Origin of the sequence: Mesorhizobium sp. M0088, assembly GCF_040322895.1 — a bacterium.
Taxonomy (GTDB): domain Bacteria; phylum Pseudomonadota; class Alphaproteobacteria; order Rhizobiales; family Rhizobiaceae; genus Mesorhizobium.
The window spans coordinates 219,426-243,667 of record NZ_JAMYUI010000005.1; the positions used below are offsets into that span (position 1 = coordinate 219,426).

A 24,242-nucleotide genomic window follows, 5' to 3' on the forward strand; every position below is an offset into this window, starting at 1 on the left:
AGCTGATTGGGGTGTGAGGTGGCTGGGGGCCTGAACTGATGCATCGAATTCTTCTGCTCGGCACCGGCGGTATCGCCGGGCATCATGTCGAGGAGTTTGCCGGGATTCCCGGCTGCAGCATCGTCGCTTGCGTCGATCAGATGCCTGGCCGCGCGGCGGCGTTTGCCGCCGTCAGCAAGATCGGCGAATCTTTCGAGAGCCTGGAGGCGGCGATCGCCTGGGGTCAGTTCGATGCCGCCATCAACGCGACGCCGGATGGTGCGCATCTGGCAACGACGCTGGCGCTGCTTGCTGAGGGGAAACACGTGTTTTGCGAAAAGCCGCTGGCGCCGAACCACGCCGACGCACTTGTTATGACGCAAGCGGCCGAGGCAGCCGGGGTGGTCAACATGGTCAACCTGACCTATCGCAACTCACCGGCGATCCAGGAGGCACGGCGCATGGTTCAGGCCGGCGAGATCGGTGAATTGCGCCATGTCGAGGCGAGCTACCGGCAAAGCTGGCTGGTCAGCCAGTCGTGGGGCGACTGGCGGGTCGAGGACAAATGGCTCTGGCGCTTGTCGAGCCGGCACGGTTCGACCGGTGTGCTGGGCGATGTCGGCATCCATATCCTGGACTTCGCCACCTATGGCGCCGGCCAGGATATCGTCAGCCTGCATGCCGATCTGGTGACGTTTCCGAAGGCCGAGGGCGAGCGCATCGGCGACTATGTGCTGGACGCCAATGACAGCGTGGCAATGACGGCGCGGCTCAGTTCCGGTGCGCTCGCTACGATCGTGGCGAGCCGCTACATGACCGGCCACGCCAACGATCTGTCGCTGGCCCTGCACGGCACCAAGGGCGCCATCAGGGTCGAAACCGACGGCAAGGCATCGAACCTGTCGGCCTGTCTCGGCGGCGATGTCGATCTTCAGCGCTGGCAGATCTTGGCGCTGCCCAGTGTCAAGCGCAATGCGCGACGCTTTGCCGATGCGCTGGATACAGGCCGGAATGGCGATCCGTCGTTCCGGCGTGCCGCGGACATGCAAAAGCTGATCGACGCGGCCTTCGAGAGTTCAGCGGCGAAGCTGCCGGTTTCGGTCGGCTGAAGCTGGCCGGCTTGTGCCGGCCAGACGCGATCTTTGCTGATGTCAAAATGCGCTTGGTACAATCCACGGATTGATGCTGATGCCGAGCCGCGGGCCCTTGCCTTCAGCGGTATTTTGCGTGGCACCCTTCTTCTCGACCGAACCGGTCGAAGCGCAATCGAGCTTTACGTTGGTCCTGGTGTCAACGCAGGCCGCCACCGGCGCATGTTTGACGGGATGGGTGGTGTTGGCGGCGAAGGCCGAGCCCGAAAGCGCCAGCACGGCGGCGAGGGTGAGGAGTGTCTTTTTCATTGTCAGTCTCCGGTTTCCGGGTCGAATTCAATTCGTACCGACGGGTGAATTTCTCTCGTACATGTACGATGCGCTGTACATATACGCCCGTCGATCGCGAAGTTCAAGGAAAACCGTACGCGTACAATAAATTTTTTGTTAACCAAGACCCCCCAAGGTCTGGAGGAGAATACACAAACCAAAGGAAACGACGCTCAGCAGTTGACCGGTGTCTCGGTCAGCGGCGGGACGTTTTGCGTGCTGAGCGTGGCGAGCGTGAAATCGCACATCCGCTTCACGAAGGCCTGCGGATCGCCGAAGGGGTAGAACGGAAAGGTGATGAGCAGCGAGATCGTGCCGTGGCCGACCGCCCACAGCATGGTGGCGATGGCGCGCGGATCGCCCTGCAATTTGCCGGCGGCGACGCAGGCCTCGACCCTGCTGATCAGCACCTTCATAGCAGGGTTGCTCTCCTCCATTTCATTGTAGCCTTCCGGCAGCTTGGTCTTTTCGGTCATGAACACGGTGCGGTATTCGTTGGGATTGCCGAGTCCGAAAGCGGCATATTCGGTCATCACCGCCTGCAAGGCCTCGATCGGATCATCGGATGGATGCTCCTCGATGCGGCGGGCCAGCGTCTCGAACGCATCCTCGGCCAGAGCGAACAGGATGTCCTGCTTGTCGGCGAAGTAGGAATAGACAGACATCGGGGCGTAGCCGACCCGTTTGGCCAGCTTGCGGATGGTCAGGCCTTCATAGCCTTCTTCCTGGACGAGCTTGTGCGCGGCCTCGACAAGTTCGGAGCGCAGTTCGGCCTTTTGCTTCTCGCGGCGTGTCTGGACGCTCTGCGGCAAGATCTGGTGCCTTTGGTTGGTTGGTGGCTGGCTAAATTATATACGCTGTACGGAAACGGACAAGGGCACGGGAAGTTCCCAAGCGGTATGCTTCGGATCGTGCCGACGCTTGTCGAGGTTGGCGGCACCCGTGATCAGCACCTTTGCTTCCGTCAAAGCGGCCCATCACGCCTCCTTGTCGATCAGCTTCGCGGCAAGGCGCGAAAGCAGCTTTACCGCCTCGCCATAGGTCCGGGCCTTTTCCGGATTGGAGGCGTTGCCGTCCAGCGCCCGCTTGTAGACGCCCTGGCAAATCGCGGCCAGCCGGAAGAAGGAAAAGGCGAGGTAGAACGTCCAGTTGCCGATACCGATGAGCCCGCGCCGCCGGCAGTAGGCGGCGACGTAGTCCTCCTCGGAGGGCAGGCCGAGTGCGGAACGGTCGACACCGCCCAGGCCGCGAAAGCCGGAAGTGTGCGGCAGCCGCCATTGCATGCATTGATAGGCGATATCGGCGAAGGGGTGGCCTGATGTCGACAATTCCCAGTCGAGCACCGCCAGCACCTTCGGCCGGTCCGGCGCGAAGATCAGATTGTCCAGCCGGTAGTCGCCATGCACCAACGAGATCCGGCCGTCATCGGCGGGCATATGCGTTTCCAACCAGGCAATCAGCCCGTCCATCTCGGCGACTGCGTCAGTCTCCGAGGCGCGGTACTGGCTGGTCCAGCGCGCCAGCTGGCGCTCGAAATAATTTCCCGGCCGCCCGAAATCGCCGAGCCCCACTGTCCCGACATCGATCTCGTGCAGCGCCGCGAGGGTTTCGTTCATGGCATCGTATATGGCGGCGCGTTCTTCGTTGTCGCCTGCCTCCGGCAGCGCCGGATCCCAGAAAATGCGGCCGTCCAGGAAATCCATCACGTAAAACATGCGGCCGATGGGCGAGTCTTCCGCCGACAGATGCAGCATGGCAGGCACGGGCACGGCGGTGCCGGCAAGCGCGCTCATCACCCTGAATTCGCGGTCGACCTGATGCGCCGATTTCAGCAATTGCCCCGGCGGCTTGGCGCGCAGCACGTAACGGCCGCTTGCCGCCGTCAAAAGGTAAGTCGGGTTCGATTGGCCGGATTTGAACTTCTCGACTGCTGCAAGCTCGGAAAAGCCCGGTATGTTCGCCTCGAGGTAAGGCGCAAGCGCTGCCTGGTCGAGTACGGGATCACTCATGCCGTCTCGGGCTGGCGTTCGATCAAGGTCAGCGTCAGCCAGCGCGCGGTCAGTGCCGGCTTCTTCGAACCTTCGATTTCGATCGTCACGTCATGCGCGGTCTGCACCCAGCCCGACGGCCTGACCTTGACGTCGGCCAGCACGAAACGCGTGCGGATGCGCGCGCCCGTTTTCACCGGCGCCAGGAAGCGCAGCGAATCGAAGCCGTGGTTGACGCCCATCTTGCCGTTTTCCAGCGGCGGCATGGTCTCGAAGGTCATCGCCGACAACAGCGACAGCGATAGGAAGCCGTGCGCGATGGTGCCGCCGAACGGCGTTTCGCGCATGGCCCGCTCCGGATCGCAGTGGATGAACTGGTGGTCGTCGGTGGCGTCGGCGAACTGGTCGATCATGCGTTGCGTGACCGCCCGCCATGGCGACACGCCAACCTCCTTGCCGACACTGGCCAGAAGCACATCGAGACTGATCGGTTCCACGCTCATGTCCTCCAGTTCACCCCCGGCTTCTGTGGCCGGAAAATGTCATTCCTTGAACAGGGTCAGCCCATGCTGCACCGACTGTCCGCCGTCGATCGGCAGGATGGCGCCGGTGACATAGCTGCCTGCACGGCTGCACAAATAGAGCGTTGCGCCGGCAATGTCATCCGGTGCGCCGATACGGCCGATCGGAACATGGCTGCCGACGTGCCTGGCCTGCTCATCCGTACTGGTGGCGAATGCCGTCATCCGGCTCTGGAAGGGGCCGGGAGCGAAGGCATTGACGGTGATGCGGCGGCCGGCGAACTCGAGCGCAAGGGTGCGGGTCAGATGATGCACGGCTGCCTTGGACGCCGTGTAGGAATAGGCGTCGTCGGCCAGCGGCTGCGTGCCCATCACCGAACCGAGATTGATCACCCTGGCCGGATCGGCGTCGCTGGCGGCGGCATCAAGCAGCGGCAGCAATTCGCGGGTCAGATGGAAGACCGCGGTGACGTTGACGCCAAACACCTTGGCCCATGCCGAATAGGGGAAGCTTTCCAGCGGCGCGCCCCAGGAGACGCCGGCGTTGTTGACCAGAATATGCAGTTTCCCGGTCCGCGCTTTGACGTCGGCGACGAGTGCGGCAATGCCGGTTTCGCTGGAGACATCGCCGGCGAAGCCTTCGGCCCGGCCGGATGCGCCAAGCTCGTTCAGTTCTTCGGCGACTTTGATGCAGTCATCGCCCTTGCGCGACGCGATCATCACGTTGGCGCCGGCCTGCACCAGCGCGGTCGCCGCCATGCGCCCGATGCCGGTCGCGGCACCCGTCACCAGCGCAGTCTTGCCGGCCACCGAAAACAGCTCGTCCAGATAGCTCATCACAATCCTCCGCGCTCGGCATGCGGGCAAACAGTTCGCGTTGACAAGGCTATCCGAAGTACGGTCATCCTTGCCACTGACAAAATGCCTGGCATGCATGAAGGGTTAGCGACCGATGACGGAGATGAATCTCGGCATGACCGAGCGGCTGAAGCCGATCCATGCGCGCGTCGCGGCCATGGTGCGCGACAAAATCATGCCGCTCGACAGGGAGTTTCTCAGCGAGGTGGGCAAGGAAGGCGACCGCTGGGTCTACAGTGCGCGCCAGAGCGAGATCCTCGAAGGGCTGAAGAAGACCGCACGAGAGCGCGGCCTGTGGAATTTCTGGCTGACCGGCTCGGAACGCGGCTACGGCCTTTCCACCGTCGAATACGCCTATCTGGCCGAGGAGATGGGCAAGGCGCATCTCGGCGCCGAGACCTTCAACTGCTCGGCGCCCGACACCGGCAACATGGAGGTGCTCGAGCGGTACGGCTCGGCCGACCACAAGAAAGCATGGCTGGAACCGCTGCTCGATGGCAAGATCCGTTCGGCCTATCTGATGACCGAGCCGGATGTCGCTTCGTCCGATGCCACCAACATTGCCATGCGCTGCGAACGTCAGGGCGACGACTATGTGCTCAACGGCGAGAAATGGTGGGCTTCGGGCGCAGGCGATCCGCGCTGCGCCATCTACATCGTCATGGTCAGGACCGGCGGCGATGACGAGCCGCAGCACCGCCGTCATTCGATGATCCTGGTGCCATCGGACACAAAAGGCGTGACCAAGGTGCGGGCCATGCAGGTTTATGGCGATGACGACGCGCCGCACGGCCACATGCATCTTCGCTTCGACAATGTGCGGGTACCGGCATCGAACCTGATCCTCGGCGAAGGCAGGGGGTTCGAGATCGCGCAAGGGCGGCTCGGCCCCGGCCGCATCCATCACTGCATGCGCGCCATCGGACAGGCCGAGATGGCGCTCGAGATGCTGTGCCAGCGTTCCTTGCGCCGCGAGGCCTTCAGCCAGAAGCTGGCAAAGCTCGGCGCCAATTTCGACATCATCGCCGAATGCCGCATGGAGATCGAAATGGCCCGGCTGCTCTGCCTCAAGGCGGCGTGGATGATCGACCAGGGCGACGCCCGCGCCGCGGCCCCCTGGATCAGCCAGATCAAGGTGGTGGCACCCCGCGTCGCGCTCAAGGTCACCGACGAGGCCGTGCAGATGTTCGGCGCGCAAGGCATCAGCCAGGACACGCCGCTGGCGCGGTCGTGGACGCATCTGCGGACCTTGCGCCTTGCCGACGGGCCGGACGCCGTGCATCGCCGTCAGGTGGCGCGCACCGAGCTGAAGAAATACACGCAGGAAAAGGTCTGAGCGCCGGCATCGTCATCCGGCGATGCCGACAGCCCAAGCACGGAGTGTTCCAATGGCCGTCCCCTCCGAAATGAAGGCGCTGCTGCTGGTCGGCGACGGCTACACCAGGACGCCGAGCGGCAGTGTGCTGGAGGCGATGGAGCCGTATCTCGAGCCGGGCAACATCGCGGTGCCGACACCCGGACCGACGCAGGTGTTGATCAAGGTCAACCTCGCCTCGATCAACCCCTCCGACATCGCCTTCGTCAAGGGCCAGTACGGCCAGCCGCGCGCCAAGGGACAGCCGGCGGGCTTCGAGGGCGTCGGCATTGTCGTCGCCAGCGGGGACGAACCCGATCCCAAAGGCCTGATCGGCAAGCGTGTCGCTTTTGCCACGGGCGTCACCAATTGGGGCTCTTGGGCCGACTATGCCGTAGCCGAGGCCGATGTTTGCATCCCGCTGCTCGACACCGTTAGCGACGAGGATGGCGCGGCGATGATCGTCAACCCGCTCACCGCGCTCGCCATGTTCGACGTCGTCAAGGAGGAAGGCGGAAAGGCCTTTATGATGACCGCCGGCGCCAGCCAGCTCTGCAAGCTGATCATTGGCCTGGCCAACGGAGAGGGCTTCCGGCCGATCGTCACCGTGCGCCGCGACGACCAGATCGCGGCGCTGAAAGCGCTCGGCGCGGCGCACGTCCTCAACGAAAAGGCGCCGGATTTCAAGGCGGCGCTACGCGAGGTGGTGAAGGCCGAGCAGCCGCGCATCTTTCTCGACGCGGTGACCGGGCCGCTGGCTTCCGCCATCTTCGACATTATGCCGAAGCGGTCGCGCTGGATCATCTACGGGAAGCTCGATCCCGAAGCCACTGTTATCCGCGAGCCCGGCCAACTGATCTTCCAGCACAAGCGTATCGAAGGTTTTTGGCTGAGCGAGTGGATGCGCCAGTTCCGCGATCGCCGCGGCCCGGCGATCCTGGAAGCGCAGAAGCGTTTTTCCGACGGGCGCTGGTCGACCGACGTGACAGCGGTGGTGCCGCTTGCCGAGGCCATGACGCGGGTGCCGGCGGAACTGGCCAAGCCGAACGGCAAGGTGTTCATCCGGCCTTAGGCCAATTCGAAAGGTTCGAGAAGCTTGGACGCGAGGGGGCCTCGGAGTGCTTTGCGTCAGAGATTGCCGGTTATCCGCCGCCTCGGAACCGTCAGGCCGATATCCGCGTCCATCAAGCCCCCTATGCCATGCCGCTGCGTCCGTGATATGCCGCCGCCATCGAATGCCGGGACAGGCTGGACTGAGCTTGTTCCGGGATTGTGTGGGGTGCCTTGATGACGATTTCCAAGCCGGTTTTCGACCGTTTGGGGTTTGGCCTGTGGATCGGAGCGTTCCTGGTCGTTCTTGCCATGGTCCTGAGGTCGCCGTACACGCGGACGGTGTGGAAGGCCTATATAGATGGCAGCGAGGCGCTTCTGGCCGGTCTGCCGCTCTACGACACCCAATCCGAGATGGGGTATCTCTACGCGCCGGCCTTCGCCGCGCTCTACACTCCGATAGTCAAGCTCGGTCCGCATCTGGGCGGCGTGGTGTGGCACTCCCTCGGGTTTGCGGTGCTGACCTTTGCCGCGATGCGGCAGGTGCGCAAGCTCGGTGGTGGCGAGTTGATGTGGCTGCTTTCTTTCGGCCTCTTCCTCGCTTTGCCGATGGCGCTCGGCGCGATCCGCAACGGCCAGGCGACGATCCTTTTGACCGGCGCTTGCTGGCTTCTCACATTGTCGGCGCTGGAAGGGCGACGGGCGGAGACGTTCTTCTGGGCTTCGCTTGCCATCATCGCCAAGCCGACCGCGATCATAATGCTGTTGTTGGTAGGAGCCCTTCGGCTTCGGTTGATACCGGTGCTGGTGCTGGCGGTGCTGTTCGTGCTCGCACTGCCTTACGCTTTTGCTCCCGCCGGCTATCTCAACGATCAGTATCGTGTCTTCGCCCAGATGTTGACCTCCATGGCCGTCGACAATACCAGCCATTTCGTGTCCACCGATTTCACGGCACCGTTCACCACGATAGGGCTGCCGATACCGGAATTCGGCGCAACGATCGTGCGCATGGTCATGGCCCTCCTTACGCTTTCAGCCGTCATCTGGTTCGACCGCAGGCTCGAAGGGGGAAAGGCAGCGCTGGCGATCTTCCTGACGGCCACCTTCTACATGTGCGTCTTCAACCCGCGCGTCGAGCCCAACACCTTTGCCATGATCGCGGTACCAGCCGGTCTTGCCATCGCCCTGTTGTGGCGCGAAGAACGAGGCGGCGTCCTCGCCTCGGTGCTGTCGATGACGCTGTTCGTGACCGGCCTGAGCGGCGTCGAGCGCCATGTGCACGATTTCCTCTTCCCCTGGTTCCGGCCGGTCGCCGTCACTTTCATCGCCGGTTTGCTGATCTGGTGGTTCTGGGCCAAGGCACGGGAAAAGGTGGTGAATGCGGGAGTCGCGAATGGCTGAGTTGCGACAGAGCCTCGATATCGTTGCGCCATTCTTCAACGAGGCGGCTTCGGCATCGGCCTTCGCGCGCCTGCTCGGCGAGCTCGAAGCGGCCGTGGCACAGCGCTTCGGCATGACCGTGCACAAGATCCTGGTCGATGACGGCAGCCGTGACGATGGCGCCGGACGATTTTCGCAGGCGCTGACGGGATCGTGGGAGATCGTCCGCCTCAGCCGCAATTTCGGCAAGGAAGTCGCTGTGCTCGCCGGCCTCGACCAGTCGCGCGGCGACATGGTGCTGATCATGGACGCCGACCTCCAGCATTCCCTGGACATCAGCCTGAAGCTGATCGCCGAGCTGGTGAACCATCCCGACATCGACGTCGTCTATGCCCAGAACGACCGCCGCGAGGCGAGTTGGCGGCGCAGCCAGCTTGCACGGCTTTTCTACAGCCTGATCAACAGCAGCCAGCGTTTCGACATTCCTGAAAATGCCGGCGACTTTCGCGTCATGCGCGGCGCCGTGGCGCGCGCACTGACCAGCCTGCGTGACAAGCGTCGCTTCAACAAGGGCCTGTTTGCCTGGGCGGGCTTTCGCCAGAAAGCATTGCCCTATTCGCCGGAAGGCCGCGCCAGTGGCACATCGAAATGGAGCCGGCTCAACCTGATCGCCTTCTCGCTCGAAGGGTTCACCTCGTTCTCCGTCATTCCGCTGCGCCTGATCAGTCTTAGCGGGCTGCTCGCGGCGTTGGCCGGCGCGCTCTATGGTGCAAAGGTGTTCTTCGAGGTGATCTTCTACGGCATTGCCGTTCCGGGCTACCCCAGCCTGCTGGTTGCCGTCGTTCTGCTCGGCGGCCTCAACCTGACCCTGCTTGGCCTGATCGGCGAATATGTCTGGGTGACGCTCAGCGAGAGCAAGGATCGGCCGGTCTATCTCGTGCGCGATGTCGTGCGCAGCGATGCCCCCGCCGACCGGCCGGAGCCGGGCTCTTCGAACAGATGACGCGGCGCATTCGCCTGATCGCCGACGATTACGGCCTGGCGCCTGGCGTTTCCGCCGGGATTCTCGATCTTCTCGATCGGGGGCGCCTGACCGGCACCAGCTGCATGACCGGCTTTCCCGAGTGGGCAAAGGAGGCAGAGCGCATAAAACCGCTGTGCGGCCGGGCTGCGGTTGGGCTGCACCTCACCTTGACCGACCAGTTGGCCGTCACCGGCCGGTCGGCCCTGGCGCCGGAAGGCCGGCTGCCACCGCTCCGCGCACTGGCCTTGCCTGTTCTGCGCGGCCGCATCGGCGCCCGCCATGTCCATGCCGAGCTTGACGCCCAGTACAGCCGCTTCGTCGAGGCGCTTGGCCGCCGCCCCGATTTCGTCGACGGGCATCAGCATGTGCATTTCCTTCCTGTCGTGCGCACATGGCTGTGCGCACGGTTTCCAGAAGGCGCCGACAGGCCGGCCCTGCGCGGCGCCCCGGCGCTGGCCGCGGGAGCGAAAGTCGCTGCGATTGCCGCGCTCGCCGCCGGGTTCAACCGCTCGATGCAGCGCGCGGGCTTCACCGTTTTCCAGCCGCTCGCCGGCATCTATGACTGGCGGCAACCGGAAAAGTTCGCTGCGGTTCTGCTGGCCGCCGTCGAAGGGTTGCCAGAGCGAGGGCTGTTCATGTGTCATCCCGGCCATGTCGACGAGACGCTGCGCGCGCGCGACATGATGCAAGGTGTGCGCGAGGTCGAATTCGCGGCCCTCGCATCGGACGCGTTCGGAGCCAGCCTGGCCCGCGCCGGCGTCGAGATCTTGGACGGCAAGAGATGAGCGACGCCGATCGGCCCCAGCGTTCGGCCGGCAGCAAGATCGTCCGCTTCGCCATTGTCGGACTGGCGAACACGGCCATCGACCTTGCCAGCTTTTTCCTGCTGCTCAAGCTCGGGGTTCCGCCGGTGCCGGCCAACATCGCTGCCTGGTTCGTCGCCGTCACCTTTTCCTTCGCGGCGAACGGCTTGTGGTCGTTCGAGCGCAATCGAGCCATCCGTTTGCATGACGCGTTCCTTCGTTTCGCCACGCTTGGAGCGCTGATTTCGCTCGGTGTCTCCAGCCTCTCGATCGCGCTGTTCGCCGGCATCATCGGGGTGTGGCCGGCGAAAATCGGCGGCGTCGTGGTGGCGGCGGTGCTGAATTTCCTCGCCGCGCGCTGGTCGATCGAAGGCCGGTTCTTGAGATAGGCGGAATTATTTTTCTTACGAAATTCCGGACGAAAAACCGCTACACACTTTTCCTGGGATTTCTATTCAGCCGGCTCCACATTGGTGTAGGCGGCTTCCTCCAACTCGCGCTTCAGTCGGGCTTCCTCGTGGGTCTTCGGCGTGACGAAGCGGCCAAGCAGGAGATAGGCGACCGGCGTCAGGAACAGCGTCGAGACGGTGGCCAGCCCCAGGCCGCCGACGATGACCCAGCCGAGCGCGACGCGCGCCTCGGCACCGGCGCCGCTCGCCAGCACCAGCGGCAGGCCGCCGAGCACGGTGCAGATCATCGTCATCATCACCGGCCGCACGCGGATGATCGAGGCCTGTTCGATCGCCTCGCGCACGCCAAGCCCGCGGTCGCGCAACTGGTTGGCGAATTCGACGATCAGGATGCCGTTCTTGGCCATGACGCCGACCAAAAGCACCAGGCCGATCTGGCTGTAGGCGTTGAGACTGGTGCCCGAGAGGAGAAGCGCGAAAATCGCACAGGCCAGCCCTAGCGGCACCGTCGCCATGATGATGACGGCGCTGACAAAACTTTCGAACTGGGCGGCCAGCACCAAAAGGATGATGACCAGCGCGAAGCCGAAAATGGTGACCATGGCGCTGTTGGTCTCGCCCAGCGTCGCCGCCTCGGCCAGCGGCAGGATGCGGCTGCCTGGCGGCAGCAGCGGCGTGGCGATTTGCTCGGCGCGGGTGAGCGCATCGCCAAGCGCGAAGTCGCCGCTGAGGTTGGACGTGATCGCCACAGAGGGCTGCTGCTGTTCGCGCGACAGCGACGGCGGCACGGCGCGTTCGGTCAGCGTGGCGATGGTCGACATCGGCACGAAACGTCCGTCGGCTGTTTTCAGGAAGATGTTCTCCAGATCCGTCGGATCGTTGATCGGATTGGTGGTCGAGACCAGCTTCACGCCGTAGCTGCGGTCGGCGATGTAGACGTCGACGACGTCGTTGCCGTCGAGCATGGCCTGCAAGGTGTTGGCCAGTCCCGATATGTCGATGCCGAGGTCGGAGGCGCGCTCGCGGTCGATGGCCACGGCGAGTTGCGGCTGCGTCGGGTCGATGGACAGGCGCGGTGTCTGGAAGCGCGGGTCCTTCTGCATCTCGGCGATGATCTTCACGGCGGCATCGCCGAGCGCCTTGCGGTCGTTGCCGACCAGCGCGAACTGCAGGCCGTTGCCGGCGCCGCGGATACCGAGGCTGTTGGGCTGGACCGGGAAGATGCGCACGCTCGGCACCTGCCTGGTCAGCTGGCTGATCTCGGCCATGATCTCCTGCTGGCTGCGGCTGCGCTCGTTCCACGGCGCCAGCGTCATCACCATGAAGCCGGAGTTGTAGGAGCCGTTCTGGCCGGCATTTTCGAAAGTGCTGCGGATCTCGCCGGAATCGCGCATCGGCTGGATCAGTCTCTCGATCTTCTGCATCTGCTGCGTGGTGTAGTCGAGGCTGACGCCTTGCGGGGCGCTGATGCGCAGAAGTACGGCGGCGCGGTCCTCGGTCGGCGTCAGCTCCTGGCGGATGGTGCCGAACAGCGTGAAGGCGGTGCCGGCGAACAGCACCGCGACCAGGAGTACGATCCATGGCGCGTCGAGGCAGGCGTGCAGGCTGCGCTTGTAGGCCGTATTGAGCGCGCCGCCGATGCGGGCGCCGATGCCATGGTCACCTTCGTGGTGGAGCGATGCGCCGGTCAGCATGCGCGAGGCGAGCATCGGGCACAGCGTCAGCGCCACCACGCAGGACAAGAGCACCGACATGGCAAGCACGAAGCCGAATTCGCGGAACAAGCCGCCGGTCTGGCCGGGCAGGAACGAAATCGGCACGAAGACGGCGACCAGCGTCAAGGTGGTGGCAATAACGGCAAAGAACACTTCCTGCGCGCCAAGCACAGCGGCCGCACGCGGTCCCATGCCTTCGTTGCGTCGTCGCACGATGTTTTCGAGCACGACGATGGCGTCGTCGACGACCAGGCCGGTCGCCAGCACCAGCGCGAGCAGGGTCAGGATGTTGACCGAGAAGCCGGCCAGATAGATGGCGGCGATGGTGCCGATCATGGCGACCGGCATCGCCAGGCCGGGGATAAGCGTCGCGCGCCAGTCGAGGAGAAACACATAGATGACGATCAGCACCATGGTGACGGACAGGCCGAGCGCGATCTCGACTTCGTGCACCGCGCCCTTGACGAAGACCGCGTCGTCGCTGGTGATCTTGATCGACATGCCCTTGGGCAGGTTTTCCTGCAACTTGGCGACGGCGGACTGGACGCCGGTCGAGATGTCCAACGTGTTCGATTCCGCCTGGCGGATGACGCCGATGCCGATGCCGGTCTTGCCATCCGAACGCAATGTGGTCTGGCCGACATCGGGGCCGAGTGTGACGGTGGCAACATCGCGGATGCGCGTCGTGCCGCCGATGATGATGTTCTCGAACTCTCCCGGCGTGGTGACGTCGGCAGTCGTGCGGACGATCAGGTCCTGGTTGGTCGTGGTGATCGAACCGGCGGGGGAATCGAAGGCGACCGAGGCAAGGGCGGCCCTGAGATCGGCAACCGTGAAGCCGAGGCTGGCCAGCTTGTTCTGATCGACATCGATGCGGAAGATCTTGTCGCGGTCGCCATAGACCTGGACGTCGGCAACGCCGGGCACGGCGGCCAACTCGTCCTCGATCTGGTCCTGGACCACCACGGTCATGTCCTGGATCGACATGTTGTCCGAGGTCACCGCCAGCCGCATCACCGGGTCGGAATTGGCGTCGGCCTTGACGATGCGCGGCGGATCGGCGGTGTCCGGCATCTGGTTGGCGACGCGGCCGACAGCATCACGCACGTCCGAGGCGGCGACATTCAGATCGACGCCATCGTTGAACTCGATGGTGACGCGGCTTGAGCCGAATGAGGAAGACGACGAGATCGACTTGACGCCGGAGACGCGGGCGACGGCGCCCTCGATGGTGTCGGTCAGCTCGCGATCGACGGTCTCGGCCGCCGCGCCCTCGAAGGTGGTGGAAACGGTGACGACCGCGCGATCGACATCAGGCAGTTCGCGGATCTCGACGCCGTAGAAGGCGGCCAAGCCGGCGACCGCAATCAGTGTGTTCAGCACGAAGGCCATCACCGGCCTGCGGATGAACAGGGCGGTGAAGCCGGTCTCGCTGGCAGTGTTGGCGGGGCTGGTCATGTGCCTGCGGCGGCGTCCGCGGCGCGCTGCTCTTCACCTGCAAGGCGGACCGCGCCGCCCTCGCTGACGCTCTGGGTGCCCTCTGTGACCACCATGTCGCCATTGTCGATCTCGGCGTCGATCAGCACGGTCTCGGTGTTGCGCTGTATGATGCGCACCGGGACCCGCCTGGCCTTGCCATCCTCGATCTGCCAGACATAGGCGCCGTCCGACCCCCACAGGATCGCCAGCGGGCTGACGGCCGGATAGATTTGCCCCGGAAATTTCATGGTGATGCCGAACGACATGCCGGCGCGCAACGAATCCGCAGGGTTGGCGATCTTGGCCTTGACCAGCAGGGTGCGGCTCTTTTCATCGATGTGGTTGTCGATGGCCGAAACGGTGCCGCTATAAGCGTTGCTGGGATTGGCGATCGGCGTCGCCGTCAATTGTGCGCCGACCTTGACGGCGGCAGCGAAGCGCTCGGGCACCAGGAAATCGACCAGGATTGAGGACCGGTCGTCGAGCGTGGCGATGGCCGACTGGTTGGTGACATAATTGCCGGCCGAGATCGGCAGGATGCCGACGGTGCCAGCGATAGGTGCCAGTATCGACCGGCGCTGCAGCGCCAGTTCCGCATCCTGAAGCGCCAGCTTGGCGCCGGCCAAGACCACTTCGGCATCGGCCACTGCGACTGGTGTCGCGGCATTGGAGGCACGAAGCGACCTGACGCGGTCGAGTTTGGCCTGCGCATCCTGCAAGGCGAGCTTGGCGCGGTCCTGAGAGATCACTTCGGTCTCGGAATCCAGGGTGGCGAGGATCTGTCCCTTATCGACATGGCTGCCGGATTCGACCAGCAGTTCGGCGAGGCGGCCGGAGCTGTAGGGATTGACGGTCACCGAGGCGTTGGCACGGCCGGTGCCGATTGCCTGCAGGCGGTCGTTGATAACAGCCGAAGTGGCCGCAAGGGCGACCACGTTCACCCGCTGGTTGCCGCCATTACGGCCGTTTGCCTGCTTCGCGTTGGCGGTGCCGGTCTCAGCCGGGGGCGTTGCCGCGGAGGCCCAGTCGATGCCCCAGCGTGCCAGCACGTCCGGCGCGCCGGGATAAAAGCGCAGCCAGGCGGCTGCCGCCACCACCAGCACCACAAGTGCAAAAAGTATCTGTTTCCAGGCGGCCATCGGCACTCCGGTTGGTAAAACAATCCTTCCGTCTACCGGTTTCCCGAATGAAGCAGACGCAGCGAGGCTATTGTAAGGCAAAGAAGCCGCCTCGATATCGCGTCTTTATGACAATTCTCCGGGGCTGCGCACATTAAATATATGTAACCTTTGAGAAAATATGCGTAACGCTTTGGATCGTCGCACAGGCACTAACGCAGACTTTCCATCTCGCGAATGCGTTTGGCGCCTTCTGCTTCCAGTTGCCTGGTGACGGCGCCGATCAGCGTTTCGGCGACAACGAAAAGGGCAGCCGAAGAGTCCCATGCCGACGGCACCGCGGTTCGTCCGGCGATAACATGACGAGCAAAGCGGGCGATCGGCGACAGCCACTGGTCGGTGAACAGCACGATCTGGACGCCACGCTGATGCGCCTTCTCGGCGAAGCGGACGAGGCTGTCCTGGTAGCGCCTGATGTCGAAGATCACCAGCACGTCGCGCTTGCCTATGTCGATCAGCCGGTCGCGCCACATGCTCTCCTGCCCGGCGAGGTGAAAGACATCCGGCTGGATGACGGCGAGGTGGGCGGCCATGTAGCGCGCCAGCGGATCGGTGAAGCGACCGCCGATCAGGAATGTCTTGCCGCGCCGGTCGGCGAGCCGGGCGGCGATGTCGGCAAGCTGCCTGTCGGAGAGGTGCCTGAACGTCTCGCGCATATTGTCGAGCGTCGCTTCCAGCATCGGCGACGCCGTGCCGCCGCCGGGCGAGGGCGGGTTGAGCGTCCTTGTTGCCGGCGATTGCAGTTGCGCCGCCAGTTCGTCCTGCAGGCTCGACTGGAATTCCGGATAGTTCTGAAAACCCAGCCGGGCGACGAAACGCAGGATCGTCGGCGAGGAGACGCCCGCCGCGGCCGAGAATTCAGCGACCGTTTTCAGGCCGATCATCGGATAGTTGGCGATCAGTGTCTGGGCCGCGCGCCGTTCGCCGGCCGGCATCGTGCCGAGGCGATCGGCGATCAGTTCGGCAATGCTGGAAATCATGTTTTCCCCACCTCTGGCTCGGCCGAAGGCCTTTTCCGAGATCGCATTTGACAAAGCCGGACAAACTGTATGAAATCATCCACAGGGACGCAATGAGGCAAAATACGTAACATACGATACAGCGCTCCCCGGGGACGGCAGAGTATGGAGAAAGCACGGCCCGCCAGCCTTGCATCGTCTGATACCGTGAGGGTGACGAACCCCGCCGGATCGAGCCCATTCGTGCTGACCTGCGATCACGCCTCGAACTACCTGCCGGCCGAATTCGGCACGCTCGGCCTTGCCGCCGAGGACCTGTCGCGCCACATCGCCTGGGATCCCGGCGCGCTGCCTGTTGCCCGCCGCATGGCGCAGGCGCTTGACGCGACTCTGGTCGAGACCCGCATTTCGCGCCTTGTCATCGACTGCAACCGGCCGCTCGACGCGCCCGACCTGGTGCCGCCGGTCAGTGAGACAACGGTCATACCGGGCAATGCCGGCCTGTCGGAAAGCGAGCGGGCGGCACGTGTTGCCCTGTCATGGCAGCCTTTCCACGACACGATTGCCGGTATCATCGACAACAGGCTGTCACATGGTCAGGAAACGCGGCTGGTTTCGGTCCACTCCTTCACGCCGGTCTACAAATCCAAAAACCGGCCCTGGCATATCGGCATCATCCACGACGAGGATCGCCGGCTGGCGGCGCCGCTGATATCGGCGCTGAAGCGGCTTGCCGGCGTCACCGTCGGCGTCAACGAGCCGTATTCGCCTGCCGACCGCGTCTATTTCACGCTGGAACGGCATGCGCGATCACGCGGCCTGCCTTGCGCGATGATCGAAATCCGCAACGACGAAATCGCCGGCGAGACCGGGCAGCGGAAATGGGCGGATCTGCTCACGGGCATTTTTTCGGATCTGGAGCCAGAGGAGGCCGGATATTCCAGATCGCCTTCAGTCGGAAAGTCAGTTCAATCGGCCAATTAGAACCACAGGGGAATGAAAATGGCAGGACCGGATTATACGGACGTTGACAAGAAGGAGGACCTGAAGGTTCTCCACGGCATGGGCTATGCCCAGGAACTGTCGCGAAGCATGAGCCGCTTCTCGAATTTCGCGATATCGTTCTCGATCATCTGCATCCTTTCGGGCGGCATCAACTCCTTCGCGCAAGCCACATCGTCGATCGGCGGCGCAGGTGCGGGCATCGGCTGGATCGTCGGTTGCTGCGTGTCGGGCTTCTTCGCCCTTGCCATGGCGCAGATCGCCTCGGCATTTCCGACCGCCGGCGGCCTCTATCACTGGTCGTCGATCCTCGGCAACCGCTTCACCGGCTGGCTGACGGCCTGGCTAAACCTGTTCGGTCTGATCACTGTGCTCGGCGCCATCAACATCGGCACCGCTTTCTTCTTCGTTGGAACATTCGGAAGCTGGTTCGGCATCACCGGCACGCCGGGCGAAATCGTCGGGTTTGTCGCCTTCATCACCGTGCTGCAGGCGCTGTTCAACCATTTCGGCATCAAACTGACGGCAATGCTTACCGATGCTTCGGGCTTTCTTATCCTGGGCGCAACAGCAGTGCTGATCGTGGCCTGCCTGGTGTTCGCACCGGCAATCGACATCAGCCGGCTGTGGACGTTCACAAACTATTCAGGCGATGCGGGCGGCGGTGTTTTTCCGCAAACCGACTCCATGAGCTACCTGTTCCTGCTCTGCCTGCTTCTGCCCGTCTATACCATCACCGGCTATGACGCCTCGGCCCACACCTCCGAGGAGACCGTCAAGGCAGCACACTCCGTTCCGCGGGCGATCGTTTCGTCGGTGCTGTGGTCGTCTCTGATCGGCTGGGTGATGCTGTGCGCAATCGTTCTCGCGATCCCGGACCTGGCTGCCGGCGCCAAGCAGGGATGGAGCGTATTCTTCTCGACAATGGATGCAATCCTGCCGGTGTGGCTGAAGGAACTGCTTTATTTTGCAATCCTGATCTCGCAATTCCTCTGCGGCCTCGCCACCGTGACCTCGGCTTCGCGCATGCTGTTCGCCTTCTCTCGCGACGGCGGCATGCCTGTTGGCTCCGCGGCTCTCGCCAAGGTCAACCCGACCTGGCGCACGCCGGTCAATGCGATCTGGACGGCCGCGATCCTCGAGATCCTTTATGTGTTCCTTGCCCAGTTTATTTCGATCGGCGGCACCAACATCTACACCATTGTCGTCAATTCGACGCTGGTGTTCCTGTTCCTGTCGTTCACAATCCCGATCGCACTCGGCATGGTCGCATTCGGCACGGCCAAGTGGCCTAATCCTGGCCCGTGGAACCTGGGCGCCGGACTGTTCAAGCTCTTCTGTGCGCTGTCGATTGTCGGCATGGTGATCATCTTCTACATCGCCATCCAGCCGCCGAACGACAAGGTGCTTTACATCACCATAGGCTTCATCTTGCTGACCGCCGTGCTTTGGTTCGGTTTCGAGAACCGCCGCTTCCAGGGTCCGCCGATCGGTGACCAGATCGCCAAACGCCAGGCCGCGATCAGGGCAGCCGAGGTGGCTATCGGCGAAGCTGGCGCCTGACATCGCCCAATATGGCCATGGCCGGCCTCGCGCCGGCCATGGCTACGTTTATCCCTTTCAATCGACAAGCGCTGGAGTGCCAAAGGAATGGCCGGAAATTTCTCGTTCGATCAGTTGAAGAAAGCGGTCTCCAGCGGTGAGATCGACACCGTGCTGGCCTGCATCGTCGACATGCAGGGACGGCTAGCGGGAAAACGCTTCCTGGCGCAGTACTTCGTCGATTCCGCGCATGACGAAACGCATGGCTGTAATTATCTGCTGGCCGCAGACATCGATATGGAGCCGGTGCCCGGCTACAAGGCGGCGAGCTGGTCGAAGGGCTATGGCGACTTCGTCATGAAGCCGGATCTCGCCACGCTGCGGCGCATTCCCTGGCTGGAAAAGACCGCACTCGTGATCTGCGACGTGCTCGACCACCACACCCATGATGACCTGCCACATTCGCCGCGCGCCATCTTGAAGAAGCAGGTCAAGCGGCTGACGGAGCGCGGCTATATAGGCTATTTTGCTTCCGAGCTTGAATTCTATCTGTTCAACGAGACATACGATTCCGCCCGCAAGAAGCACTGGCAAGGTCTCGATACCGCATCGCCCTATATCGGCGACTACCAGATCGGTATCACCACCAAGGAAGAGGGCGTCATGCGCCGGCTTCGCAACGAGATGGAAGCGGCCGGCATTCCGATCGAGAATTCCAAGGGCGAGTGGGGTCCGGGTCAGGAAGAGATCAATGTGCGCTACGCCGAGGCGCTCGACATGGCCGACCGTCACGTCATCCTCAAGAACGGCGCCAAGGAAATCGCGGAGTCCGAGGGCAAGGCGATTTCGTTCATGTCCAAATACAATTACGGGCTCGCCGGCAATTCCAGCCACATCCACAATTCGCTGTGGAGCGCCGACGGCAAGACGCCGTTGTTCTTCGATAAGGCGGCCGACTGGACGCTGTCGACGCTTGGCCAGCAATGGGCCGCCGGCCAGCTCAAATACGCCAAGGAATTCACCTGGTTCCTGGCGCCCTACATCAACTCCTACAAGCGCTTCCAGGCCGGCACCTTCGCGCCGACCAAGATCATGTGGAGCGAGGACAACCGTACCGCCGGCTTCCGCCTGTGCGGCGAGGGCACCAAGGGCATCCGCATGGAATGCCGCATCGGCGGCGCCGATCTGAACCCGTATCTTGCGTTCGCAGCGCTGATCGCCGCCGGCCTTGCCGGCATCGACGAGAAGCTGGAATTGCAGAAGCCGTTCGTCGGCGATGCCTATCAGGCATCGCGCCTGCCGGAGATTCCGAAGACGCTGCGCGATGCCACCGAGACGCTTGCGAAGTCGAAGATGCTCAAGCAGGCGCTCGGCGAGGATGTGCTCGAACATTATGTCCACACCGCAAAGTGGGAGCAGCTTGAATACGACCGCCGCATCACGGATTGGGAACTGCACAGAGGGTTCGAGCGGTACTAGGTATCGACGGTTCGTCGGCGCCCCTTCACTCTTACCCTCTCCCCGTGGGGGAGAGGGTGCCGGCAGGCAGATGAGGGGCAGCGCCAGGCCATACGATTTTGTTGTAGAATACGAGGACTTACAAAATGACCGAGACGGTCAAACTCATATCCCCCATCGACGGTTCGATCTATGCCGAGCGACCGATCGCGACCGACCAGGCGATCAATGCCGCGGTCGAGCGTGCCAAGGCGGCTCAGGAGAAGTGGGGGCTGACGCCAATCGTCGAGCGCGGCAAGTACATGCTCGCCATGCTGGAAGCGCTGGTCGCGATATCAGACGAGATCGTGCCGGAGATTGCCTGGCAGATGGGGCGGCCCGTACGCTACGGCGGCGAGTTCGGCGGCGTCAGGGAACGCACCACCTATATGGTCGAGATCGCCGAGCAGGCGCTCAAGTCGGTGCCTGCCTCCAACCCGAAGGACGGCTTCCGCCGTTATGTGAAGAAGGACCCGCTCGGCGTGGTCATGGTGATCGCGCCGTGGAATTATCCCTATCTCACCGCCGTCAACACCATCGTGCCGGCGCTGATGGCCGGCAACACCGTCATCCTCAAGCATGCGGCGCAGACGCTGCTGGTCGGCGAGCGCTTTCAGCAGGCGTTCGACAAGATCGGCCTGCCCAAGGGCGTGTTCCAGAATGTCGTGCTCAATCACGCCCAGACCGAAAGGCTGCTCGGCTCGGGAAAGATCGACCATGTCAATTTCACCGGTTCGGTCGGCGGTGGCCGCGCCATCGAAAAGGCGGCGGCCGGCACCTTCATGACGCTCGGCCTCGAGCTGGGCGGCAAGGATCCGGCCTATGTGCTGCCGGACGCCAAGATGGATCATGCGATCGCCAATCTGGTCGACGGCGCCTTCTACAATTCCGGCCAGTGCTGCTGCGGCATCGAACGCGTCTATGTGCACGAAAAGGTCTATGACGAATTCGTCGAAGGCTTCATCGCCGAGACCAAGAACTATGTCGTCGGCAACCCGCTCGACCAGGCGACGACGATGGGACCGATGGCGCAGGCGCGCTTCGCCGATCTGATCCGCGAACAGAAGGCCGAAGCGCTGCGCAAGGGTGCCAAGGCGCACATCGACATGAAGGTGGCTAACGACAAGGCCGGTTCGCCTTATCTGGCACCGGAAGTGCTGACAGAAGTCGATCATCAGATGAGCGTCATGCGCGAAGAGAGCTTTGGCCCGGTCGTCGGCATCATGAAGGTGCGTAACGACGAAGAGGCGATCGCGCTGATGAACGACAGTCCTTACGGGCTGACGGCTTCGATCTGGACCCGCGATACCGAGCATGCCGTCGCGATCGGCAATCGGGTCGAGACCGGCACGGTGTTCATGAACCGCTGCGACTACCTCGATCCGGCACTGGTCTGGACCGGCGTCAAGGACACCGGCAAGGGCGCGGGCTTGTCGGCCATCGGCTATGACAATCTCACCAGGCCGAAATCATTCCATCTGCGCGAAGCCATCTGATTTATTGAAAGACAAAAATGTCCAAGCTGATCTCCAAATGGAACTACCCCACCACCGTCCGCTTCGGCGCCGGCCGCATCAAGGAATTGCCTGAGGTGCTGGCGGCCACCGGCATCAAGCGGCCGTTGTTCGTCACCGATCCTGGACTGGCGAAACTGCCGGTCGTCGCCTCGACCCTAGAGATCCTCGACGATGCGAAGGTCCCTTACGGCGTTTTCTCCGAGGTCAGGCCGAACCCGGTCGAATCCAACCTGACCGCCGGCATCGCCGTGTTCAAGAAGGGCAAGCATGACGGCGTCATCGCCTTCGGCGGCGGCTCGGCGCTCGATCTCGGCAAGCTGATCGCCTTCCAGGCCGGGCAGACGCGGCCGGTGTGGGATTTCGAGGATGTCGACGACTGGTGGACGCGCGCCAATTCGGATGCCATCGCGCCGATCATCGCCGTGCCGACCACCGCCGGGACCGGATCGGAGGTTGGCCGCGCCGGCGTCATCACCAATGAGGCCACGCACACCAAGAAAGTCATCTTCCATCCCAAATTGTTGCCGGCTATCGTCATTGCCGATCCGGAGCTTTCGGTCGGCATGCCGGGCTTCATCACCGCCGGTACCGGCATGGATGCGCTGGCCCATTGCCTCGAAGCCTATTGCGCGCCCGGCTACCATCCGATGGCCGACGGCATCGCCGTCGAAGGTGTGAGGTTGGTCTTCGAGAACCTGCCGAAGGCCTATGCCAACGGCGGGGATCTCGTTGCGCGCGCCCATATGATGAGCGCCGCCGCCATGGGCGCCACCGCCTTCCAGAAAGGGCTCGGCGCCATCCATTCGCTGTCGCACCCGGTCGGCGCGCTCTACGACACCCATCACGGCATGACCAACGCGGTGTTCATGCCCTATGTTCTGGCCTTCAACCGGGACTCCATCGAGGAGCGTATCGGCCGGCTCGCCGCCTATTGCGGCATCAAGGGCGGCTTTGACGGCTTCGCCAAAGCCATCATCAAGCTTCGCAAGGAACTGAAGGTGCCGCATGCACTGCCCGGCCTTATCAAGGGGCTCGATATGGACAAGAAACGTAAGACGCTGATCGCCGATATGGCGGTGGTCGATCCGACTGCCGGCGGCAACCCGGTCAAGCTGACCAAGAAGGCGGCGCTGACCTTGCTCGAAAACGCCATCGCCGGCACGGTCTGAGGCGTTTTCCGCGCCGCAAAGTGATCTGAAAAGGGGCTATGAAAACAAGGGGGAGGATGACGGGCAAGGCAAAAACTAGTTAGCCGGAAAAAGAATCGCGGAGCGATTGCTACATTAGGTTAAAAAGAGTTTACTTTTTCGCACTGCGAGCAGCCGCTTTCACAAAGCTTTCATCTGGCTGTCACATGAAAACGATACCGCATCGCAGGCGTCCAACGGCGTCAGTTCAACGGAGAGAACACATGTTCAAATTCACGGGGAAAGTGCTTTCCCTTTCGGCCGCGGCGCTTTTCGCGTCGACGGTGATTTCGTCCGCGGATTCGCTGGACGATCTCGTCAAGGCCGCCAAGGCGGAAGGCCAGCTCACCACCATCGCGCTGCCGCATGACTGGTGCGGCTACGGCGACGTCATTGCAGGCTTCAAGGCGAAGTATCCGGAAATCACCGTCAACGAACTCAATCCCGATGCCGGTTCCGGCGACGAGATCGAGGCGATCAAGGCCAACAAGGACAACAAGGGCCCGCAGGCGCCCGACGTCATCGACGTCGGCCTGTCCTTCGGCCCGACCGCCAAGGCCGACGGCCTGATCCAGCCCTACAAGGTGTCGACCTGGGACTCGATCCCCGACAGCGCCAAGGATGCCGAGGGCTTCTGGTACGGCGACTATTACGGCGTGCTGTCGTTCATGGTGAACAAGGATCTGGTCAAGGAATCACCGAGCGACTGGGCTGACCTCTTGAAGCCGGAATTCGCCAACGCGGTTGCTCTTGCCGGCGATCCGCGCGCCTCGAACCAAGCCATCCAGGCGGTCTACGCTGCAGGCCTTTCCGGTGGCGCTGCAGCCGGTGAAGCCGCCGGCACCGCTGGCCTCGACTTCTTCAAGAAGCTCAACGCCGCCGGCAATTTCGTTCCGGTCGTTGGCAAGCCGGCAACCCTCGCCCAGGGCCAGACCCCGATCCTGATCAACTGGGACTACAATGCGCTCGCCGGCCGCGACACGCTGAAGGGCAATCCGCCCGTCGACGTCGTCGTGCCGAAGACCGGTGTCGTCGCCGGCGTCTACGTGCAGGCGATCAGCGCCTACGCGCCGCATCCGAACGCAGCCAAGCTGTGGATGGAGTACCTCTACTCCGACGAAGGCCAGATCGGCTGGCTGAAGGGTTATTGCCACCCGATCCGCTTCAACGATCTCGCCAAGAATGGCAAGATCCCGGCGGACGTGCTGGCAAAGCTGCCTCCGGCGGAATCCTATGCCGCAGCAGTGTTTCCGACGCTCGACGAGCAGGGCAAGGCCAAGGAAGCGATCAGCAAGAATTGGGACGCCACTGTCGGCGCCAACGTCAAGTAAGGTTTGAAATCGTGCCGGGCGGCCGCATGGCCGCCCGGTATCCCTCT

At 63.1% G+C, this 24,242-nt stretch carries 21 protein-coding genes; 13 read left to right on the forward strand and 8 right to left on the reverse strand.

The window, feature by feature from the left end:
- Window positions 1-38: 38 nt before the first annotated feature.
- Complete coding sequence (locus tag NKJ67_RS08430; protein WP_352581053.1) at window positions 39-1,088, forward strand: Gfo/Idh/MocA family protein; 1,050 nt, start codon at window positions 39-41, stop codon at window positions 1,086-1,088.
- A 42-nt stretch (window positions 1,089-1,130) separates the two neighbouring features.
- Here NKJ67_RS08430 and NKJ67_RS08435 read toward each other — a convergent pair whose 3' ends face one another.
- From NKJ67_RS08435 to NKJ67_RS08455, 5 genes are all read right to left on the reverse strand, one after another.
- Window positions 1,131-1,379 carry a DUF680 domain-containing protein gene (locus NKJ67_RS08435; RefSeq protein ID WP_127268964.1) on the reverse strand — a complete coding sequence of 83 codons (249 nt, stop codon included), beginning with the start codon at window positions 1,377-1,379 and terminating at the stop codon, window positions 1,131-1,133.
- A 194-nt stretch (window positions 1,380-1,573) separates the two neighbouring features.
- Window positions 1,574-2,212, reverse strand: a complete 639-nt coding sequence (locus tag NKJ67_RS08440) for a TetR/AcrR family transcriptional regulator (protein WP_127268963.1) — start codon at window positions 2,210-2,212, stop codon at window positions 1,574-1,576.
- A gap of 165 nt (window positions 2,213-2,377) precedes the next feature.
- Window positions 2,378-3,409 carry a phosphotransferase family protein gene (locus NKJ67_RS08445; protein WP_352581054.1) on the reverse strand — a complete coding sequence of 344 codons (1,032 nt, stop codon included), beginning with the start codon at window positions 3,407-3,409 and terminating at the stop codon, window positions 2,378-2,380.
- Window positions 3,406-3,891 (reverse strand): MaoC family dehydratase, encoded by a 486-nt coding sequence (locus NKJ67_RS08450; RefSeq protein ID WP_023810115.1) that lies wholly within the window; start codon window positions 3,889-3,891, stop codon window positions 3,406-3,408. Before NKJ67_RS08450 ends, NKJ67_RS08445 begins: the two co-directional genes overlap by 4 nt.
- A 39-nt stretch (window positions 3,892-3,930) precedes the next feature.
- Window positions 3,931-4,746, reverse strand: coding sequence for an SDR family oxidoreductase (locus tag NKJ67_RS08455; protein ID WP_256745457.1), 816 nt, complete (start codon window positions 4,744-4,746; stop codon window positions 3,931-3,933).
- Between the two features lie 115 nt (window positions 4,747-4,861).
- Here NKJ67_RS08455 and NKJ67_RS08460 point away from each other — a divergent pair, with 115 nt between their 5' ends.
- From NKJ67_RS08460 to NKJ67_RS08485, 6 genes are all read left to right on the forward strand, one after another.
- Window positions 4,862-6,103: an acyl-CoA dehydrogenase family protein gene (locus NKJ67_RS08460; protein WP_352581055.1), complete on the forward strand. Its 1,242-nt coding sequence runs from the start codon at window positions 4,862-4,864 to the stop codon at window positions 6,101-6,103.
- Between the two features lie 52 nt (window positions 6,104-6,155).
- Complete coding sequence (locus tag NKJ67_RS08465; protein ID WP_352581056.1) at window positions 6,156-7,193, forward strand: zinc-binding dehydrogenase; 1,038 nt, start codon at window positions 6,156-6,158, stop codon at window positions 7,191-7,193.
- Between the two features lie 215 nt (window positions 7,194-7,408).
- The gene (locus tag NKJ67_RS08470; protein WP_352581057.1) at window positions 7,409-8,572 is read left to right on the forward strand and encodes a glycosyltransferase 87 family protein; all 1,164 of its coding nucleotides are present in this window, start codon (window positions 7,409-7,411) and stop codon (window positions 8,570-8,572) included.
- Window positions 8,565-9,554, forward strand: coding sequence for a glycosyltransferase family 2 protein (locus NKJ67_RS08475; protein ID WP_127329411.1), 990 nt, complete (start codon window positions 8,565-8,567; stop codon window positions 9,552-9,554). Before NKJ67_RS08470 ends, NKJ67_RS08475 begins: the two co-directional genes overlap by 8 nt.
- Window positions 9,551-10,360, forward strand: a complete 810-nt coding sequence (locus tag NKJ67_RS08480) for a ChbG/HpnK family deacetylase (protein ID WP_352581058.1) — start codon at window positions 9,551-9,553, stop codon at window positions 10,358-10,360. The genes NKJ67_RS08475 and NKJ67_RS08480 overlap by 4 nt, the downstream gene beginning before the upstream one ends.
- Window positions 10,357-10,767: a GtrA family protein gene (locus NKJ67_RS08485; protein ID WP_127269060.1), complete on the forward strand. Its 411-nt coding sequence runs from the start codon at window positions 10,357-10,359 to the stop codon at window positions 10,765-10,767. The genes NKJ67_RS08480 and NKJ67_RS08485 overlap by 4 nt, the downstream gene beginning before the upstream one ends.
- Window positions 10,768-10,829: 62 nt before the next feature.
- On the opposite strand, the gene NKJ67_RS08490 is transcribed toward NKJ67_RS08485, so the two are convergent.
- The 3 genes from NKJ67_RS08490 to NKJ67_RS08500 form a co-directional block, all read right to left on the reverse strand.
- Window positions 10,830-13,961, reverse strand: coding sequence for an efflux RND transporter permease subunit (locus NKJ67_RS08490; RefSeq protein WP_127329405.1), 3,132 nt, complete (start codon window positions 13,959-13,961; stop codon window positions 10,830-10,832).
- Entirely contained in the window at window positions 13,958-15,121 is a 1,164-nt protein-coding gene (locus NKJ67_RS08495) for an efflux RND transporter periplasmic adaptor subunit (protein WP_127271405.1), read from the reverse strand. Before NKJ67_RS08495 ends, NKJ67_RS08490 begins: the two co-directional genes overlap by 4 nt.
- Before the next feature lie 191 nt (window positions 15,122-15,312).
- Window positions 15,313-16,140 (reverse strand): MurR/RpiR family transcriptional regulator, encoded by an 828-nt coding sequence (locus tag NKJ67_RS08500; protein WP_352581059.1) that lies wholly within the window; start codon window positions 16,138-16,140, stop codon window positions 15,313-15,315.
- Window positions 16,141-16,284: 144 nt separating this feature from the next.
- On the opposite strand from NKJ67_RS08500, the gene NKJ67_RS08505 reads away from it, so the two are divergent.
- From NKJ67_RS08505 to NKJ67_RS08530, 6 genes are all read left to right on the forward strand, one after another.
- Window positions 16,285-17,103 carry an N-formylglutamate amidohydrolase gene (locus tag NKJ67_RS08505; protein ID WP_352581060.1) on the forward strand — a complete coding sequence of 273 codons (819 nt, stop codon included), beginning with the start codon at window positions 16,285-16,287 and terminating at the stop codon, window positions 17,101-17,103.
- 18 nt (window positions 17,104-17,121) lie between these two features.
- Window positions 17,122-18,684, forward strand: coding sequence for an amino acid permease (locus tag NKJ67_RS08510; RefSeq protein WP_023810103.1), 1,563 nt, complete (start codon window positions 17,122-17,124; stop codon window positions 18,682-18,684).
- A gap of 87 nt (window positions 18,685-18,771) precedes the next feature.
- The gene (locus tag NKJ67_RS08515) at window positions 18,772-20,142 is read left to right on the forward strand and encodes a glutamine synthetase family protein (protein WP_127268306.1); all 1,371 of its coding nucleotides are present in this window, start codon (window positions 18,772-18,774) and stop codon (window positions 20,140-20,142) included.
- Window positions 20,143-20,267: 125 nt separating this feature from the next.
- Entirely contained in the window at window positions 20,268-21,656 is a 1,389-nt protein-coding gene (locus NKJ67_RS08520; RefSeq protein WP_352581061.1) for an aldehyde dehydrogenase family protein, read from the forward strand.
- Between the two features lie 17 nt (window positions 21,657-21,673).
- Window positions 21,674-22,846: an iron-containing alcohol dehydrogenase gene (locus NKJ67_RS08525; protein WP_352581062.1), complete on the forward strand. Its 1,173-nt coding sequence runs from the start codon at window positions 21,674-21,676 to the stop codon at window positions 22,844-22,846.
- Window positions 22,847-23,088: 242 nt separating this feature from the next.
- Window positions 23,089-24,195, forward strand: a complete 1,107-nt coding sequence (locus NKJ67_RS08530; RefSeq protein ID WP_352581063.1) for an ABC transporter substrate-binding protein — start codon at window positions 23,089-23,091, stop codon at window positions 24,193-24,195.
- Window positions 24,196-24,242: the final 47 nt, after the last annotated feature.

Coding starts and splice junctions, on each gene's coding strand:
- NKJ67_RS08430 (WP_352581053.1), top strand. CDS start 39: ATGCATCGAATTCTTCTGCTCGGCACCGGCGGTATCGCCGGGCATCAT.
- NKJ67_RS08435 (WP_127268964.1), bottom strand. CDS start 1,379: ATGAAAAAGACACTCCTCACCCTCGCCGCCGTGCTGGCGCTTTCGGGC.
- NKJ67_RS08445 (WP_352581054.1), bottom strand. CDS start 3,409: ATGAGTGATCCCGTACTCGACCAGGCAGCGCTTGCGCCTTACCTCGAG.
- NKJ67_RS08450 (WP_023810115.1), bottom strand. CDS start 3,891: ATGAGCGTGGAACCGATCAGTCTCGATGTGCTTCTGGCCAGTGTCGGC.
- NKJ67_RS08455 (WP_256745457.1), bottom strand. CDS start 4,746: ATGAGCTATCTGGACGAGCTGTTTTCGGTGGCCGGCAAGACTGCGCTG.
- NKJ67_RS08460 (WP_352581055.1), top strand. CDS start 4,862: ATGACGGAGATGAATCTCGGCATGACCGAGCGGCTGAAGCCGATCCAT.
- NKJ67_RS08465 (WP_352581056.1), top strand. CDS start 6,156: ATGGCCGTCCCCTCCGAAATGAAGGCGCTGCTGCTGGTCGGCGACGGC.
- NKJ67_RS08470 (WP_352581057.1), top strand. CDS start 7,409: ATGACGATTTCCAAGCCGGTTTTCGACCGTTTGGGGTTTGGCCTGTGG.
- NKJ67_RS08475 (WP_127329411.1), top strand. CDS start 8,565: ATGGCTGAGTTGCGACAGAGCCTCGATATCGTTGCGCCATTCTTCAAC.
- NKJ67_RS08480 (WP_352581058.1), top strand. CDS start 9,551: ATGACGCGGCGCATTCGCCTGATCGCCGACGATTACGGCCTGGCGCCT.
- NKJ67_RS08485 (WP_127269060.1), top strand. CDS start 10,357: ATGAGCGACGCCGATCGGCCCCAGCGTTCGGCCGGCAGCAAGATCGTC.
- NKJ67_RS08490 (WP_127329405.1), bottom strand. CDS start 13,961: ATGACCAGCCCCGCCAACACTGCCAGCGAGACCGGCTTCACCGCCCTG.
- NKJ67_RS08495 (WP_127271405.1), bottom strand. CDS start 15,121: ATGGCCGCCTGGAAACAGATACTTTTTGCACTTGTGGTGCTGGTGGTG.
- NKJ67_RS08500 (WP_352581059.1), bottom strand. CDS start 16,140: ATGATTTCCAGCATTGCCGAACTGATCGCCGATCGCCTCGGCACGATG.
- NKJ67_RS08505 (WP_352581060.1), top strand. CDS start 16,285: ATGGAGAAAGCACGGCCCGCCAGCCTTGCATCGTCTGATACCGTGAGG.
- NKJ67_RS08510 (WP_023810103.1), top strand. CDS start 17,122: ATGGCAGGACCGGATTATACGGACGTTGACAAGAAGGAGGACCTGAAG.
- NKJ67_RS08515 (WP_127268306.1), top strand. CDS start 18,772: ATGGCCGGAAATTTCTCGTTCGATCAGTTGAAGAAAGCGGTCTCCAGC.
- NKJ67_RS08520 (WP_352581061.1), top strand. CDS start 20,268: ATGACCGAGACGGTCAAACTCATATCCCCCATCGACGGTTCGATCTAT.
- NKJ67_RS08525 (WP_352581062.1), top strand. CDS start 21,674: ATGTCCAAGCTGATCTCCAAATGGAACTACCCCACCACCGTCCGCTTC.
- NKJ67_RS08530 (WP_352581063.1), top strand. CDS start 23,089: ATGTTCAAATTCACGGGGAAAGTGCTTTCCCTTTCGGCCGCGGCGCTT.